At 30.9% G+C, this 17,408-nt stretch carries 14 protein-coding genes; all 14 read right to left on the bottom strand.

Annotation, left to right across the window (positions count from 1 at the left end):
• Window positions 1-2 precede the first annotated feature (2 nt).
• Complete coding sequence (locus SOR60_RS09365; RefSeq protein WP_320595792.1) at window positions 3-1,304, bottom strand: TRAP transporter large permease; 1,302 nt, start codon at window positions 1,302-1,304, stop codon at window positions 3-5.
• Window positions 1,304-1,852 carry a TRAP transporter small permease gene (locus SOR60_RS09360; protein ID WP_154541490.1) on the bottom strand — a complete coding sequence of 183 codons (549 nt, stop codon included), beginning with the start codon at window positions 1,850-1,852 and terminating at the stop codon, window positions 1,304-1,306. Before SOR60_RS09360 ends, SOR60_RS09365 begins: the two co-directional genes overlap by 1 nt.
• Window positions 1,849-2,874 (bottom strand): TRAP transporter substrate-binding protein, encoded by a 1,026-nt coding sequence (locus SOR60_RS09355; protein ID WP_320595791.1) that lies wholly within the window; start codon window positions 2,872-2,874, stop codon window positions 1,849-1,851. Before SOR60_RS09355 ends, SOR60_RS09360 begins: the two co-directional genes overlap by 4 nt.
• Before the next feature lie 20 nt (window positions 2,875-2,894).
• Window positions 2,895-3,971: a mannonate dehydratase gene (uxuA, locus tag SOR60_RS09350; RefSeq protein WP_154541486.1), complete on the bottom strand. Its 1,077-nt coding sequence runs from the start codon at window positions 3,969-3,971 to the stop codon at window positions 2,895-2,897.
• 18 nt (window positions 3,972-3,989) lie between these two features.
• Entirely contained in the window at window positions 3,990-5,567 is a 1,578-nt protein-coding gene (locus SOR60_RS09345; protein WP_320595790.1) for a mannitol dehydrogenase family protein, read from the bottom strand.
• 230 nt (window positions 5,568-5,797) lie between these two features.
• Window positions 5,798-6,793 (bottom strand): LacI family DNA-binding transcriptional regulator, encoded by a 996-nt coding sequence (locus SOR60_RS09340; protein WP_154541482.1) that lies wholly within the window; start codon window positions 6,791-6,793, stop codon window positions 5,798-5,800.
• Between the two features lie 474 nt (window positions 6,794-7,267).
• Window positions 7,268-8,128 (bottom strand): amidohydrolase family protein, encoded by an 861-nt coding sequence (locus tag SOR60_RS09335; RefSeq protein WP_320595789.1) that lies wholly within the window; start codon window positions 8,126-8,128, stop codon window positions 7,268-7,270.
• Window positions 8,121-9,524 (bottom strand): MFS transporter, encoded by a 1,404-nt coding sequence (locus tag SOR60_RS09330; protein WP_320595788.1) that lies wholly within the window; start codon window positions 9,522-9,524, stop codon window positions 8,121-8,123. The genes SOR60_RS09335 and SOR60_RS09330 overlap by 8 nt, the downstream gene beginning before the upstream one ends.
• Before the next feature lie 9 nt (window positions 9,525-9,533).
• The gene (locus tag SOR60_RS09325) at window positions 9,534-10,925 is read right to left on the bottom strand and encodes an alpha/beta hydrolase domain-containing protein (RefSeq protein WP_154541476.1); all 1,392 of its coding nucleotides are present in this window, start codon (window positions 10,923-10,925) and stop codon (window positions 9,534-9,536) included.
• 375 nt (window positions 10,926-11,300) lie between these two features.
• On the bottom strand, window positions 11,301-12,293 hold the full coding sequence (locus SOR60_RS09320; protein ID WP_154541474.1) for a sugar kinase: 993 nt from the start codon (window positions 12,291-12,293) through the stop codon (window positions 11,301-11,303).
• Window positions 12,294-12,413: 120 nt separating this feature from the next.
• Entirely contained in the window at window positions 12,414-13,277 is an 864-nt protein-coding gene (locus tag SOR60_RS09315) for a DegV family protein (RefSeq protein WP_320595787.1), read from the bottom strand.
• A 282-nt stretch (window positions 13,278-13,559) separates the two neighbouring features.
• Window positions 13,560-14,885, bottom strand: coding sequence for a uracil-xanthine permease family protein (locus SOR60_RS09310; RefSeq protein ID WP_154541470.1), 1,326 nt, complete (start codon window positions 14,883-14,885; stop codon window positions 13,560-13,562).
• Between the two features lie 6 nt (window positions 14,886-14,891).
• Window positions 14,892-16,241, bottom strand: a complete 1,350-nt coding sequence (gene guaD / locus SOR60_RS09305) for a guanine deaminase (protein ID WP_154541468.1) — start codon at window positions 16,239-16,241, stop codon at window positions 14,892-14,894.
• Between the two features lie 64 nt (window positions 16,242-16,305).
• On the bottom strand, window positions 16,306-17,070 hold the full coding sequence (locus SOR60_RS09300; protein ID WP_320595786.1) for a MerR family transcriptional regulator: 765 nt from the start codon (window positions 17,068-17,070) through the stop codon (window positions 16,306-16,308).
• Window positions 17,071-17,408: the final 338 nt, after the last annotated feature.

Below are 17,408 nucleotides of genomic sequence, written 5' to 3'. Positions count from 1 at the left end.
TTCTAAATTAAGCCTGCCGCTTGTGGAAGGCCAAGTGATAAGAATGGAATATAGGTTACAAGTATGAGACCTATAAGTATTCCTACATAGAACTTAATCATGTATGGCATAACTTCTGCAAGGGTTGTATCTCCCACCTTTATTGCTACGAATAGAGTGTTTCCTACTGGAGGAGTAATATTTCCTATACATAGGTTATATACAAGGATTAGTCCAAAGTGTACTGGGTGCATTCCAAACTCTGTTACTATCGGTAAAAATAGTGGAGTAAAGATTAAGATTGCTGGTGTTACATCCATAAATGTTCCTGCTATAAGTAGAATTACATTTATGATTAAAAGGATTATATATTTGTTGTCTGTTATTGAAAGTAGGGCATTTCCAATCATTTGTGGAATTCCTGTAAATGCCATTACCCAAGAAAGTATATTTGATACTCCTATAAGGAATACTACGATACCACTCATTTTTGCAGACTCTACTAAGATATTCCATACCTTTTTAAGATTTAGGTTTTTGTAAATAAAACCAAGGATTAATGAATAAAGCACTGATACAGCAGAGCCTTCTGTAGCTGTAAATACTCCTGCTACAATACCTCCTATAACTACTACTATTAGTCCAAGTGAAGGAATAGCATCTATTGTTGCATGTCCTAAATTCTTCCATGAAAACTTACCTTCTGTTGATGTATAGCCTTTTTTCTTGGCTATAGCTACTGCAACTATAATACATGCTATAGTCCAGATTATTCCTGGAACATAACCACCTAGGAAAAGTGCTGCTACACTTGTACCACCTGATACTAATGAATATGTTATTAGGGCATTTGATGGAGGTATTAAAAGTCCTGATGGGGCACTTGCTCCATTTGCACTTGATGCTACTGCCTTATCATAGCCCTGTTTTTCTTCTCCATCTTTTACCATTGATCCTACTGCCGCAGCTGCTGCAGAAGCCGAACCTGAGATTGCTCCAAATAGAGCATTTGCTCCTACATTTGTAACCATCAAAGCTCCTGGTAGTTTTCCAAGAATTGCCATTACAAAGTTTACTAGCCTTTTTGCAATACCTCCCTCATTCATGAGGTTTCCTGCAAGGATAAAGAATGGAATTGCTGTTAAAGTGAAAGAACTCATCCCTACGAATGTTCTTTGGGCTGCTGTTACTACTGATATATTTAAAGGTACTGTTAAAAGTATTCCTGAAATTGCTGCTATACCTATTGAAAATGATATTGGAACTCCAAGGATTAATAATATAGCGAGTACCGCAAGTATTATCGCTAGTGCTTGTCCTGCCATTATTTATCACCTCCTAGGTATTTTTCTGTTTCGCTATCTAAGGCACTTTCTGTCGAAGATTCCTCAACTGAAGATTTTTGTGTAAATACAATCTTTCCATCAACTATATCTTTTATATTAAGTATTGCATAAATCATATTAATTACACCTGTAACAAATATAGGTATATAAAAGATTCCTATTGGCACTGATAAGGAAGATGTCATTTGTCCCATAGCAAGTTTTGTTATGGAATATCCGCCATAAACAAGGATTATAGCTGAGAATAAAAAGATTATAACTTCCGCAAATATCCCTACTATTTTTTGTGTATGTGGACTTCTCCTGTCCATAACTACTGGTATGTTCATATGACCTCTCTCACCTACTACAAGACTTGCTCCAAAAAGTGTGGACCAAGCGAAAAGATAGGCTGTAAGCTCTTCTGTCCATGTAGCAGAATTGTTAAGTATATATCTTGTAAATACTTGCCAAAGCACTAACACTAGCATCACAGCAAGGGTTATAGCCGATAAAATTCTCATTACATTATCTAGAAATTTTCTCATTTATTGTCCTCCTTTGCTGGATACTTTTCATTGTATTCTTTGATTTTTTCGTAATATGGTTTTAATTTTTCATTTCGTGATATTACTTCTTCTTTAAGTGGCTCAACAGCATCAGAAAAAGGCTTTTGATCAGGATAGATAAATTCTACTCCCATTTCAGCTGCTTTTTGTTTTGCATTTTCTACTGCACTCTTCCACTCTTTTCTTTGGGCCTTTGATAAAACCTCAAATCCTTCTTCAAATACTTTTCTATCTTCCTTTGGCATATTTTCAAGCCAGTCATAATTTGCTATAACTATATCTGGTACCATTTGGTGCATATCATAAGAATAGTATTTACAAATTTCACCATGACCATTATCTGTAAGGGACATCTCATTGTTTTCTGCCCCATCTATAATTCCTGATTGAAGGGCAGTGTATACTTCACCAAATCCCATAGGAGAAGCACTTGCTCCAAACATATCCATCATCTTAACATTTGTAGGTGATTGCTGAACTCTTATTTTAAGTCCTTTTAGATCTTCAGGTTTTTCAATCCTAGTATTTTTTGTATAAAACGACCTACTTCCAGCATCAAGCCAAGTTACTCCAACAAATCCACCATCTTTTGTAGATGAAAAAATTGGATCTGTTATAGACTTATCATCCATTACCTTATGATAAGACTCTTCTGATGCAAATAAGTATGGTAGGTTAAATATTTCATATACGTCATCAAATGTTTCTAGTATTGCATTACTTGCAACACAAATATCAATAGCTCCTGTTTGAGTTAATTGAACCATATCAGTTTGGCTACCGAGTAATTCAGAGGGAAAAACTTGGATATCATATTTATCTCCAAGCTTTCCTTCTACATACTTTTCAAATTCCAAAAGTCCAAGATGGGTTGGATGCTTTTGAGATTGATTGTGTCCTACTCTTACAATTATTTTTGATTCTTTTTCATTTGATGAACATGATGCTAATATTAATACCATTAATAGGCTTAAAATAATTGTTTTTAGCTTCTTGTTCATTATGTCCCTCTTTTATCTTTCTATTTTCTTTTATTATTTTTATCTATTGCTTCCCATAAACCATTGATATAAGCAACTCCTAGTGCCCTATCATAAAGTCCATAGCCTGCTCTTCCTTCTTCTCCCCAAATCATTCTTCCATGGTCTGGACGAAGATAGCCATCAAAACCTGCATCGTATAAGGCTTTCATTATCTCATACATATCAAGACTTCCTGCACTTGAAAGGTGAGCAGATTCATAAAATTGCTTATCTCCTGTAAACTTGATATTTCTTACGTGCATTGCACCAATCTTGCCTCTTTTTGCAAAGTCATAGATTATTTCAGGCACGTTGTTTTCTTTTCTTGATCCAAGAGATCCTGTACATATACAAAGTGTATTAGATGGACTATCTACAAGATTTACAATCTTTTCTAAATCTTCTGGTGTAGATGTGATTCTTGGAATATTAAAGATTGGCCAAGCCGGATCATCTGGGTGAACTGCCATCTTGATTCCTACTTCTTCACAAACAGGTATAATTGCTTCAAGGAAGTATTTGTAATTTTCTCTTAATTTATCTTCGTCTATGTCTTCATAAACCTTAAGAGTATCTTCAAGTTGAGATAATCTCTCAGGTTCCCAACCTGGAAGTTCAAAGTTTCCTGCTCCATCGAGGATTTCATCTACCATATCACGTGGTGAAAGTCCTTCTACCTTATCTTGATCAAAGGCTAGAGTGTTTGATCCGTCTGGCAATTCTTTCTTAAGGTCTGTTTTAACCCAGTCAAACACTGGCATGAAGTTATATATTACAGTTTTAACTCCGCAAGCTGCAACATTTCTTAGAGATTGCTTATAATTTTCTATATATTTATCTCTAGTTGGAAGTCCCATTTTTATGTCTTCGTGAACATTGATTGATTCAATAATTTCACATTCAAGACCAACTGCATGGCATTTGTCTACATATTCTTGGAATACGTCCTTTTCCCAAACTTCTCCTGCTTCCCACTCATTCATCATTACCATAACTCCAGTAACGCCTGGAATTTGAGCAACATATTCTAGTGATATAGGGTCGTCATTTCCATAGTGCCTAAATGTCATCTTCATAAGCTTTTACCTCTATTCTTATAAGTATTTTTTAAGGGTTTCTCTTACTGAACCTGGTTTTTCAGAAAGTTCTTTAAAGTATTCTTTTACCTTGTCAGCTAATCCTACCTCTTCAAGGTTAAGTCCAAATATTCTTTCATTTCTTAAAAGATTATCAAGTCCCTCTGTTTCCTTGAATTCACCAAGTTTTATTCCTTCTAGGTCCTTTTGTAGTTCATCCATCAAAGGATCTGATGAAAGCTCAAACTTTTCTCCATCATCATTTACACCTAATAGATATCTTAACCATCCTGCTAAAGCTAGTGGTATATATTTTAAATCTTTAGGGTCTTTTCCTTCTTCATTTACATAAGATTTTATTGTTTCCCCAAATCTTATAGCTACTTTTTGTGAAGTATCTGTTGCTATTCTTTGTGGTGTATCTGGTATAAATCTGTTAGGAAATCTTACATTTATAACTTCATCTATAAATTCTTTAGGATCTAAGATTCCTGGATTTACAACTACTGGAAGAGCTTCATCATAGCCGATTTTTTTAATAAGACTTACAAGTTCTTCATCTTTCATCTCAGCTGAGATTGATTCATATCCTAGAACACATCCATATGTTGCAAGAACTGTATGAAGTGGGTTAAGACATGTTGTAACCTTCATCGTTTCAACCTTATTTACAGTTTCTCTATCAGCAAGATATACTCCTACCTTTGAAAAGTCAGGTCTACCATTTTTGAAGTCATCTTCCATAACTAGATATTCTGCTTCTTCACTGTTTACAAATGGTGCAATATAGGTATTTTTGCCTGTAACAACTGTATCCATCTCAGAAAAACCTAAACCTTCTACATATTCTTGAACTTCCTTTGCAGGTCTTGGGGTAATTTTATCAATCATTGTCCAAGGATAGGATACTTTTTCATTAAGGTATGTTATAAATTCATCTGAAACCTTACCATCTTCATTCCATTTATTAGCTATAAGCATTACAGAATCTTTTACCTTATCTCCATTTTTCGAACAATTATCAAGACTTAAAAGAGTAAGTTCTTTTGCATTTTTCTTAAATCTCTTGTACAAAAGATTTGTTAAAATACTCATAAGGTGTTTTGCATCTTCTGGATTATTTTCAAGATCAGCTTTTACTACGTCCATTAACTCTCCGTTTGGAGCATATAGGTTATAGCCTTTTTCTGTTATAGTAAAACTTGCAATTTGAAGATTATCATTTAAGAAAATCTCTTCAATCCTATCTTTATCTTTAAGAGTTAGGCTTTCTACAAGGTTTGCAATTAAATTTGTATCAAACTTTCCATCTTTGTGAAGAGTAACTGATAAGGCAAGATTATCATGTGGTTTGTAAATTTTTTCAATAATTTCTTCATCAAATGTTTCTACTACAGAAATTCCTCTGTCAAACTCCCCAGCATTTATCATATCTTGCCCAATTCTTGCAATGTATCCTCTAAAGATATTGCCTGAACCAAATGCAAGCCATTTCGGATCTTTAATAGAATCATCTATTAACTTTTCTACATCAAAGCAAGGCTTTTTATCAACCTTTTCTTTGATTTTACTCAAATTTTCTAAATTTAGTTTCATACACTCTCCCTTTCTTTATTAAAATATAAAACCAAGCAACATCCAACTAGATATAATGCTATATCTCAATTTATAAAAATAGACTTAAGTGGCGATGTGAAAATTAGATTTTGGTATATTAAATATTAGAAGTTTATGTTAAATTTCTAACACCGCCACATTTTTCTTAAACTCCAACTTAACTTATTAGATTATTACCCAAATTTTATAAAAATTTACTTTTATTTTGCTTAAATCGTTTCTTTTTCTATAAATTTAGCCTTAATCATTTTTACTTTCTCGAAATCCTTACCAAGACCTATATCAATCAAAGTATCAACCGCTGTTTTTGCGAGTTTATCAATTCTTTGATCTATACTAGATATTCTCTTGTGGGTGTAGTCTGTAAGTATTTCATTATCAAAACCGCATATACCTATATCTTCAGGAATCCTTATCCCTTTTTCATAGAATTTTTTATAAAATTTAACTGCAATAAGGTCTACCTCAAATTGAATTACATCTACACCTTCTCTTTTGATATATGCAATAATGTCATCTATCTCCTCATCAATATCCTTGACTAAAATTTCCAAAAAATCATTTTCCGGAAAGTATGTCTTAAGTCCTTTTATAAAACCTGCTTGCTTAGTAATAGATGCACGAGTTAAAAAACCTAAGTCTCTTGATATAAGTAGAGGCTTTTTATATCCCTTTTTCTTAAAAAAGGCAAGTGATTGTTCCATTGCATCTACCTCATCACAACATACATAAGAAAGCTTATCTCCCTTAATATCACTTTTTACATTTATCATGACAATAGGGATATCCTTGCTTAGTCTAGAAAGAACATTTAGAAAGTCAAGTTCAGCATAGGTTGAACCTACGGTTATAATTCCATCAACCTTCTTTTCTCTTAGAACTTTAAGGTAATCAAGCTTTTCATCATCATAGTCTGAAGTATTGCAAAGAATAGAAACGACTTCATGTTTTTTAAGATTTCTTTCAATTTCATAGGCTGATTGGTTATCAAAATAATTTCTTATATTACCAACCATAACGCCGATGTAGTTAGTCCTACTTGAAGCAAGAGCCCTTGCTACATCATTGGGTACATAATTTAAATCTTTGATTGCCTTCTCTACCTTTTTTCGAGTTTTATCGGATACTTTTCCAGTATTATTAATAACTCTCGATACAGTAGCAACCGATACATTTGCATAATCTGCTACATCATATATGTTCATAACTACTCCTGTTAAGCACAATCTTTTGATAATATTTTTACCAGTTATATGAAAATGCTTTTTTTCTATAAATATATATCAATCTGTAACCGCTTACATTTTTATGATATCAGTTATTCACTTTTATTTCAATAGCAATCTAAGAATTTATTAAATTAATATAATTATTGATAGAAAATTACAAGTATTGCTGTAACCGCTTACATTTTCTTGTTTTTATATAAGGCCTAGGCCTTACTATTTTAATCTTCGTAAAAAGATTACTTGTTATTTAATTTCTATCCTAAAATAGGATATCATAATTTTTTATAAAATACAAGGATAAACTATTTTTGTCAAAGTAAAACTCAAAGCCTTAAATTTAAAGCTTTGAGTCTTATTTTATCATTTATTTGTAAGAATTTTATATATTTTTATATTTATTTAAATAATTAATATAAAATTCTCTCTTATTTCCATAAATAAGTTAATTTTTTAATGCAGAAAAACTTTTTCAAAATTCTTAGAAAATATTTTTTCATAAATCTCTTTATTTATATCTCCATCATCAAGCAATTTCTTGAGATAATCTGCCAAAGGAAAATATTGATCTTTATTATATATATCTGTACCAAATATTAATCTATCTTGGAATTCTTTTAAAAAATCTATCCCCATGCTTTTATTTCTCATTATTGCATTTCCAGCAGAATTTGCTGACAGATCACAATAAAGATTTGAATTTTCTCTTAAAAGATCAAATAGTCTTCCTTCTTCATTTACTATATCTTTTGGATATGAGTTTCTTTCCTCAGGACTAACATCACTATTTTTATTATACATTTCGTACCAGAATGGTTGAGAATGTCCTATTATGATTAAATCTTTATATTTTTTAAGTGATTTCTCAAGCTCTGGTAAAAGAGCTTTATCATAAATTCCATAAGAATTTCCCATTTGATGAGCCATATGAAATAAAATCGGCATCTTATTTGCCTCAGCCACTTTAAAAAGCTTTTGAATATCTAAAGATTCTATTTCTTGATTTTCTACTAGTTCTCCTATACCTATGGCACCTTTTTCTTTTTCTTCTTTAATCCTTTTATCTAAATCAGTTTCATTTAAACAAAGATTAAAGGTAGCCATATACATGAATCGATTAGGGTATTTCTTGATAATTTCTAAGGCTTCTTCATTTGAGCCTTCGCCTTTCAATGAAGTAGTCATTATTACTGATACATCTATGTCCCTCTTATCCATTGACTTTATCATTTCTTCACTTGTTATTAGGTCTTGGCCATTTATCTTTCTACCTTTTATAGGAGATAAATGAACATGATCATCATACTTAATCATTACTTTCTCTTTTCGCAAGTTCATGTGATATTTTTTCACTATCTTTTGCAGTCAAATTGAACACTAATTTAATTCCTATAAGTTCAACTATACAAGCTATAAAAGGTATAGCAGTTCCTAAAGATCTTACCGCAGTTACAACTTCATGTGATTGTGCATCTGCTCCTGATACAAATCCTATTGCTGCAAGAATTGCAGTTGCACCTGCAGACACTATGGTCGTACCAATTTTTCTTGAAAATGTATAAGTTGAGTAAAGAGTTCCATCATTTCTAGAATTAAATTTATACTCATGATAGTCTATAGCATCCCCAACAAAGGCCCAAACATAAAGTATAAAGAATGATTGACCAATATTTCCTATAGAATAAAGCAAAGCATAAAATCCTACACTTTTAATAGGTACAAAGAAAAGAAAAGCTGAAACAATTAAGTTAAATACTAAAGCTATTGAGAGTACATTTCTTTTTCCATATTTTTGACCTAATTTTGGTCCTATAAAGAATAAGGCTACAGTAATAGGAATTTGTAAAAATGTAGCAATTGTTTGCATCTTTGGAGCTTGATAAAATTCCTTATAAACGAATCCTCCAAACTGAGAGTTTCCTGTTATATAGATTAAAGAACCTATAGAAGCAAGCATTATTCCTAGAAGAGGTCTATTTTTTAGTGCTTCTTTTAATGTTTTGGTAAATGAATATCCTTCCTTTTTTTCATTGTCATAATTAGGTGATGAATATCTCTCAATTGTCAATTTATTTAATAATGTATATGAAATTAAACATCCTAGTGCTGCTATAATAGCCATTATCATGTAACCTTGTGGATTAGGATTATTTTGTTTATCCCAAATTAATAAGGGTACAAGACCTAAAAATCCGAATCCTATTGCTGTACCACCTATTGCTCTAGATGCTGAGAGTTTTGATCTTTCTTCAGGTTTTTTTGTAACTACATTTGCCATAGCTCCAAAAGGCATTGATGTTCCTGTATAACTCATTCCATAAAGAATATAGAAAAAAGCTACCCAAATATGTTTAAAACTTTCTGATACTCCCCAAGAATTTATATTCATAAAACCAAAGAATATTGAGGCTGCAAGTGGCCACATAAATAACTTAATCCATGGTTTAAACTTATCTCCACTTTTACTAAGCCTCCATCTATCAGGAAATGATCCAATAATAGGGTCATTGATAGCATCGAATAATCTTGCCACTAGAAACAGTGTTGACATAAATTTAGGATCAATATTTAAAACATAGGTTGCAAATATTAAATAAAAAGCATCGAAAGTTAAGTTTACAAAACTTCCTGCCATATCTCCAAATATATAACCTAGCTGGTCTTTGACACCAAAAGGTCTATGATTTTGTTTGTTTTTGTTTTTTTCCATTTTTTACCTCTAAAATTCTATCTCTCTCGCTCTATTAATAGCTCTATTTCCATCTTCTTTTGTTAACAATCCAGTCTTAATTTGGTTTTCTACACAAGATTTAAATTTATCTAAGTAGTTTTCTTTCGTTTCATAAATCTCTTTTAGTTTCTCTTTACTAAAATATTCCATTTGACCATTTGTTTCTCCAACACCAACACTCGCCTTATAATAAGCTACAGGAACTTCTATAAAAGGTGACCTTATTCCACCTAAAGCATGACCAAACTCATCTCTTTTAAATCCATTCTTATCACGTTTAAGGTCTTCGACTATAGGCGGAGTCTTTTTTTCGCTTGCCCATTCATGCATCCTATCAAATAAAGCATTTACATGATATTCAACAGGTATATTATTTAAAGTGAAATCATATTCCCCATCTAACTTTCTTCTTGGATTTTTTGTTTTTTCAATTTCACTATTTTCTGGAACAAGTGGACTTGCTGCATCTGTGTGAGCTGCTGAGCTTATTTCATAATATCTTCTTAAATTATTAGGATCATCAGAATTAGAACTTTTAGCTAGTCCTGTATCATCCATAACAAGAAAAAGATTGTAATCACATTCAGTATTTACAGTTATAACTGGAACATCAATCTTATCTTCTTTGTTTGCTCTTACAGACATCATCTTATCATTGGGGATTTGTCTTAAAGCACGAGTTAGACCACCAGAAGCTAATGAGAAATACCCATCATATAAGTTTTTTATATTATTTTCCTTATAAAAATTATGCATGTAATTTATATAAGTATTTATATATATACCAGATTGAGATTGGCCTGAAAGATAAATATATTCTGGCTTATGTCCTAAAAATCCATCTAAATTCTCTTTACAAATAAGACCTACATCTCTAATAATGTCCCAAACCAGACCTTCTTCGCACCCCTCTATTTGATCTATATCAGGATTGTTAACTGAAGGCATATTCACAACTTCGCCATTTGACCAATTTAAGCTTTTATATCTATCAAAATCAAAATTTTTTAAACTTTGAACATTTATAGGTTTTGTTGTTATGCCAACATATGTATGCTTATTTTCCAACACATTTTGGTAGTATCTTCTCCATAAATCTTCAATATCATAACCATTTGAGGCATTCATTATATCCACGTAGCATCTGTTTGAAAAATCTTTTTTTGGTCTTCTAACAATAATTCTTGTTCTATAAGCTAAGTCCTTTTTGTAGACTACAACTTTACCATCTACCAAGTCATATACATTTGCAGTATTTTCAATAAAATATTCTTCCTCTACAAATCCATACTTTTCTAAATCAAGTGGTTTTCTAACAAACTTATTTGCTGAAAACATATGACTTTTATCATTTGATTCAATAGGTCCTATTATTTTCATATTCTCTCCAATCTTGAAAATGTTTTTATTTGTTACAAGTTTACGATGACGATTTGTTTTTAATAATAAAAAATAATAAAAATTTAAAAATATAAACAATCTAAGCGCTAGTAATCGATTACGTTTTTTTTCAAAAAAATATATCAGACCAATGGTCTTTAATTTTAAATATCAATTTATAATCATCTATGTATTAACTTTCTTCTTGCAAGTAATATATCACATCCTTTCATAAAATACAATATTTTTTGTTGAGTTTTTGGCAAAAGCTTATAATTAAAAGCTTTTGCCAAGTATTTTCAAATTTAGCTTTAAGGAATTTTATGAATATTTCCATTATTTTGCTCTTATTTTTAAATTATCAATAAAAAAAGCCTACCACTCTATTCTTCCAGAGTGTTTTCCTCTTACAAAGTCTTCAACTTCTTCTCTTTCAGATAAATTGTAATCACCTTTTATGGTATGCTTCAAGGCAGATGCTCTTATAGCAAATTCTACTGCATCATTTTTATCTTTACCATCTAAAAGCGAACATAAAAGACCTGCCGTATAGGAATCGCCTCCACCTATTCTTTCTTCAACTCTTACATCAATTTCATCTGTGAAATGGGCATCTCGACCATTATAAATGCCTGCAGAAAGTCTATTATCAGTTGCTGAAAAGCTCTTTCTAATTGTTGAAGTTATGTACTTTATACCTGTTCTTTGGTAGGTTTCTTCAAACATTTTTTCAAGAGACTTTTCATTGAACACGCCCTTAAACGATGGATGGATTTCAGGAATTACTCCTATGCATAAGTCTATATATGGACTAACTTCCTCATAAAACTTAACAGCCTCATCTAGTGGCCAAAGTGTGGACCTATAGTTAAGATCAAAGGATACAAATACTCCCGCCTCTTTTGCCTTTTTTAAAGCTATTTTTGTTAGCTCCTTACAAGATTTTGAAAGTGCTGGAGTTATACCTGATATGTGAAAGATAGATGCATTTTTAAATATTTCATCAAAATCAAAATCATCGATACTTGCTTCAGCTATTGATGAATTTAGCCTATCATAGATTACATATGATGATCTTACTCCTGAGCCTTCTTCAGAATAATAAAGACCTAGCCTTTCTCCTCCAAATTTAAGGAAATCAGTATTTACACCATTTTCATCTAAAACATCCTTACATGCAAGACCTATTTCATTATCTGGAATCTTTGAAACAAACAAGGATTCATGCCCTAGATTTGCAAGAGAAATAGCAACATTGGCTTCCCCTCCACCAAAGATTGCACGAAAAGAATCAGCTTGAACCAATCTTTTATAATGTCTTGGTGTCAGTCTAAGAAGCATCTCACCCATAGTAACAACCTTTTTCATAAAACCCCTCCTTCTCTTTTAATATAATAATATATTAAATTTAAAGAATATACAAGCTATTAAATAAGGTGGCAAGAAATAAAAAAAGCTTGCATATAGTTAAATATGCAAACTTCTTATCTAAGACTCGAATGAAAGAACCGAGCAAAGAAGAGACCCAGGACCTAAGTGAACTCCAAATACTGGTGGAACTGTGGATTCTTTAAATATTTTAGCCTTTTCTATCTCTTCTCTCAATTCTTTTTTTAAATCCTTTATCTCCTTTTGACTTTCTCCTCCTGCTATAGCGAGAATATAGTCTTTTTCTTCCTTTGCCATATCTTTTATAAGCTTTACAAATTCTTTGAAAGATTTTTTCTTTCCTATTGTTTTTTTGGCAATCTTTATCTCCCCTCCATCCATTGTGAAGATAGGTGAGAAATTTACAAAACTTGCTACTTGGGCTATAGGTTTAGGAAGTCTACCTCCCTTTACAAGGTAGTCTAGAGTATCAACTCTTGCCAAGATATTTACCCTTTCTATCTCTTCCAAAGCTTTTTTATAAATAGTTTCATAGTCTTCATTATTTTTTGCCTTTATAGCTGCGTTTTTTGCTACAAAATATAGGGGAATTGAAGCAATCTTGGTATTTATAATATCAATTTCTACATTTGGATTATCTATATGATCTTTGGCAAGATTCATCATATTATACATACCTGAAAGTTTTGGAGATATTGCAAAACAAAGTATCTTATTGTAACCTTCTTTAATATAGCCTTCTAATATTTCTATAAACTCTCCAACTCCTGGAATAGATGTGGTTACTTTTTTATCTGTCTTTTTAAGCTTTTTGAAAAATTCCTTTGATGTAAGATCAACCTGATCTGTAAAAGTCTCATCTCCAAAGTGGATTTTAAAGGGAATAACTCCTATATTTAATTTTTCTGCCTCATCTAAGTCTACAGAATTTCCTGAATCAACTACTATCTTTATTTTATCCATGTTTACTCTTTTCTTTTTTTCCTTTTCTATATTATCATTATTTTACCACATCTAGTATTAAATACTAGGTTTCTTTTACTTTATCCTATAAATTTTATCTATATTATGATAATAGATAAATTTAAAGGGGGTATCTCAGTATATAGATGAAAATAAAAGTTCATATCTTGTAAAAATATAGTTATAAATCACACACCTAATCCTATTAAATATTAGATAATATCTTCGGCATAAAAGCTCTTAAAAGTTGATTTGCAGTTGAATTTTTTCATTTATTTCTATTTATAGATTATCTGGTATTATCTTATTTAAAATTATTGCCAATAAAGATGAACTTGCTATTGATGAACCTAGTATATATTGAACTATGGTTGGAAGACTTTTAATAATCTCTTCTGGCATAAGATTTAAGGCAAGTGATGTTACCAAACTTAAGATTATAATATAGGTATTTTTATTTGTAAATTCAATGTTTTTTAACATACCTATACCAGCTAAAGCAATTATACCGCTAGTTATAAGAAAAATTCCTCCTATAGCAGCTGTTGGAATAACAGTTATTAGGGCTGCAAGTTTTCCTGATAAGCCCACTAGGATTAGGATAGCTCCCACAAATTTCATTACATGTCTACTAAATATCTTACTTAAAGCTAGAACTCCAACATTAGAAGAATATCCAGTCATTGGACTTACACCTAAAAGTGATGAAATAAAGTTAGATATGCCTAAACCAAGTATTCCATTATTTACCCTTTTTTCACTTAGGCTAGTATTAGTTGTTGAAGAAGTAGCTAGCCATGACCCTACCGTCTCTGTCATTATTACAAAATATAGGATTATCATGGTCAATATTGATGATGGATCAAATTTAATAGAAAAATCTACAAATGGTAGAGATGGTCTAGATATTATTGAAGCAGTTTTTATGGCATCAAAGTTATGATAACCAAAAGAAATATAGGTTAGCAATCCACAAAAAAGTGCTAACATAGCTGACCCAACTCTTAAAACTGACCCTATTTTATTGTTCTTTTCTCCTAACAGTGAAAATATAATCATAAAGACCATAGTAATTATTGCTATTATAATATTTTCTCCCATGCTAGCTTCATTTTCTATAAAAATATTAGATTTTAAGGCTAGTGGAATAAGTGATAGACCTATAGAAAATACTACACAAGCCCCAACTACAGGAGATATTAAACTTTGTAATATTCTATTAAATTGTTTGGACAATCCTAACAAAATTTGTATTATAGCTCCTACAAGACACGCTCCTACAACGTAGGACCAAGAATTATAATTTCCTCCATTAATCATATATATTCCTATAATTCCACCAACTGGAACGAAAGATGGACCATAAACAAGCGGGTATTTCATAAATAAAACAGCTTGAAGAATGGTTGTAATTCCAGAAGCCAAAAAACTCGACTGAATTAGTCTTATCTTTTGTTGATCATTAAAGGCAAGTATTGATGCTAGAATCAAAGGAACTACATAGGCATTCATTACTAAAGAATGTTCAATAGCTAGGATAATAGCCTTAGTTGTCGGTATTTTCTCTTCGATTTTTTCTTCGTTTATATCCTTAATCTGTTCTGTCATAATATCCTACTTTACTCTATTACCTTGAATCCATACTTCTTCAATATTAGTAGATTCTGCTAATAAAATAGCTTTATGAAATAAGTCTAGATTAGACTTTTCTTTATAAAAACTTGGTATATTATCATCTATCTTTATAATTTGAATATCAAAGGCATAGTCTTTTTCTAACTTTCCTACAGGAAGCTTAAGAGCTTTCCCACCGGCTAGTGTTGCAAGGTAAAAAGCATTGTTTAGGCTAAGACTAGAATCCTCTCTTCCTCTTTTCCCACTTCTTAATCTAGGATCAACCCCATCATTTAACATTCTTGATGAAATGATTGCTTGCCTTATAGCTGTATACATTGATGGGCTATATCCACCAGATATATCGGTTGCCAATCCTATATTTAAAGATTTATCAATAGCATCTTTTACTGGAAGAACCGCATTTGCAAAGTATGCATTTGAAATCGGACAAGATGCTATAGAAGAAGATCTGTCAGCTAAAAGTTTCATATCATCATCTGATAGATGACAACCATGGGCAAGTATAGTTCTATCTGTTAATAAATTAAAACTATCAAGTGCAAAACTATCATTTATTCCAAATCTTTCTTTAACATAGGAATGTTCCCAATCACTTTCACTAACATGACTTTGGATATATATCCCTTTGTATTCTTTTGCTAATTCACCTAGTCCTTTAAGTACTTCATCTGTACATGATGGAATAAATCTTGGTGTTATTACTGGATAAACTTTTTGTTTGCAAGAATCCTTAATGGCGAGAACATCATTTATAAAATATTCTGTCTTTTTAAGGCTATCTTTAGCATTTTCATCTCTATAATAACTAGGATTACTTATCTTATCATCCATTACAACCTTTCCAACTAAAGCTCTTTGTCCAAGTCTTGCGCATATTTTAGCCAACATACTTGATGACTTCACATCAATTGTTGCAAAATACATAGCTGTTGTTGTTCCAAATTTTAGGCTTTGCTTTACAAAGTTTGTATAAACTTCACTTGCAAATTCTAAGTCCTTAAACTTACTCTCTAGGGGAAAAGTATACTTATTAAGCCAAACTTCAAGAGCTTGGTCAAGAGCACTACCTGATTGAGGCCATTGAGGTGCATGTATATGTAAGTCTATAAAACCTGGTATGATAAAATGCTTATCATCAAGAACCCTAAGTTTCCCATCCTCTACAAGTTTTTTCCTAATACTTTTATATTCAACTGAGTCTTTTTCAAAAACATCTTCTATAAATCCTTCTTCATTGACAAGAAAAATACCACTTTCAACAAATTTTACATTATCAAAGCTAATACTATAATATGCATTAGCTTCTAGTGCAAAAGAACAATTCATAATTACCTCCCAATATATTATAAGTCTATGATATAGTGTATAGTAACTATATAGTCAAGGCTAATCATGAATTAATTGGTATTTGTATTTCTGTTATATATTTTTGGGGATTTTTTTCTAAGAAGGGATCAACGATATTTAAACAAACAAAATCTTTATTTAATTTTAGCTTATCAAATTTTCCACTGATTTTTTTTATATAATTTGGTATTTGATTATAGGGACCCTTAAAATATGATACTAAAGATTTAGAAATTTGTATTTCTTTAAGGTAATTTCTATATTCTTCTCTTATATCTTCTTTAGAAACTAGAGCTCCAAAAATCTTATTGTAACTCTCTTTATCTTTTTTATAGGTGTAAATAACTATAGTTGGATAGTTGAAAAAAAGGTTATTGTTGTAGATGTTATCCTCATATCCCAGAGAATAATAATATCTTTTTGGTATTTCAACTATATTGAAGATATTACTTTTAGCTTCATTATTTTTTGTTTCGATAAAATCAAGCTTACTGTCAATAATAGAACTTAAGTCAATTAATCTCCTGCTTTCTTCTATTATTTCATTTCTTTTTTTATCTAAATCTTTTTTAATTAATTCCACATCATCTTCTTCAAGCATTTTTTTTATCTTTACTATGGAAAAATCTAGATTTCTTAAAAATTTAATAAAGGAAAATTGAGAAAATTGATTATAACTATAGTATCTATATCCATTATTTATATCCACATATTCAGGCTTAAATAGTCCGACCTTGTCATAATAGATAAGAGTTTGTCTACTTACATTAAATTTCTCAGCAAATTCATTGATTGACATATATTTCATATTAACCCCTTTAATTTTTAATTATATTCCATATTCTATATTCTATTAAAACAAAAAACCTAGAATTTTGTCTATTTATAATCTTAAATAAATTCCAGGTATTAATTAATAAGCTTGCAAATCCACTTATTTGAGCTTAATAAGGATTTTTAATATGAATGCAGTATAATCTTGTTTTTATTTTAAGAACTATAATCTAAGTCAAGTCCATAATATTGTGTAAATTATCCTAGTTCAATATTTACTATTTCATTCTAATATACAATTTAGAAGATGTTATCCAATCCTCATTGATATCAATGAGGATTGCTCCTATTAGTCTAATAGCCGATTCTTGA

It is taken from the genome of Anaerococcus porci (assembly GCF_034090325.1).
Taxonomy (GTDB): Bacteria; Bacillota; Clostridia; order Tissierellales; family Peptoniphilaceae; genus Anaerococcus; species Anaerococcus porci.
Note: the sequence above shows the minus strand (reverse complement) of the source record. Positions and strands in the feature narration are given on the sequence as shown.

Bases quoted from the DNA above. Each gene is read 5' to 3' on its own strand.
- SOR60_RS09365 (WP_320595792.1), bottom strand. From the start codon at position 1,304: ATGGCAGGACAAGCACTAGCGATAATACTTGCGGTACTCGCTATATTA.
- SOR60_RS09360 (WP_154541490.1), bottom strand. From the start codon at position 1,852: ATGAGAAAATTTCTAGATAATGTAATGAGAATTTTATCGGCTATAACC.
- SOR60_RS09355 (WP_320595791.1), bottom strand. From the start codon at position 2,874: ATGAACAAGAAGCTAAAAACAATTATTTTAAGCCTATTAATGGTATTA.
- uxuA (WP_154541486.1), bottom strand. From the start codon at position 3,971: ATGAAGATGACATTTAGGCACTATGGAAATGACGACCCTATATCACTA.
- SOR60_RS09345 (WP_320595790.1), bottom strand. From the start codon at position 5,567: ATGAAACTAAATTTAGAAAATTTGAGTAAAATCAAAGAAAAGGTTGAT.
- SOR60_RS09340 (WP_154541482.1), bottom strand. From the start codon at position 6,793: ATGAACATATATGATGTAGCAGATTATGCAAATGTATCGGTTGCTACT.
- SOR60_RS09335 (WP_320595789.1), bottom strand. From the start codon at position 8,128: ATGATTAAGTATGATGATCATGTTCATTTATCTCCTATAAAAGGTAGA.
- SOR60_RS09330 (WP_320595788.1), bottom strand. From the start codon at position 9,524: ATGGAAAAAAACAAAAACAAACAAAATCATAGACCTTTTGGTGTCAAA.
- SOR60_RS09325 (WP_154541476.1), bottom strand. From the start codon at position 10,925: ATGAAAATAATAGGACCTATTGAATCAAATGATAAAAGTCATATGTTT.
- SOR60_RS09320 (WP_154541474.1), bottom strand. From the start codon at position 12,293: ATGAAAAAGGTTGTTACTATGGGTGAGATGCTTCTTAGACTGACACCA.
- SOR60_RS09315 (WP_320595787.1), bottom strand. From the start codon at position 13,277: ATGGATAAAATAAAGATAGTAGTTGATTCAGGAAATTCTGTAGACTTA.
- SOR60_RS09310 (WP_154541470.1), bottom strand. From the start codon at position 14,885: ATGACAGAACAGATTAAGGATATAAACGAAGAAAAAATCGAAGAGAAA.
- guaD (WP_154541468.1), bottom strand. From the start codon at position 16,241: ATGAATTGTTCTTTTGCACTAGAAGCTAATGCATATTATAGTATTAGC.
- SOR60_RS09300 (WP_320595786.1), bottom strand. From the start codon at position 17,070: ATGAAATATATGTCAATCAATGAATTTGCTGAGAAATTTAATGTAAGT.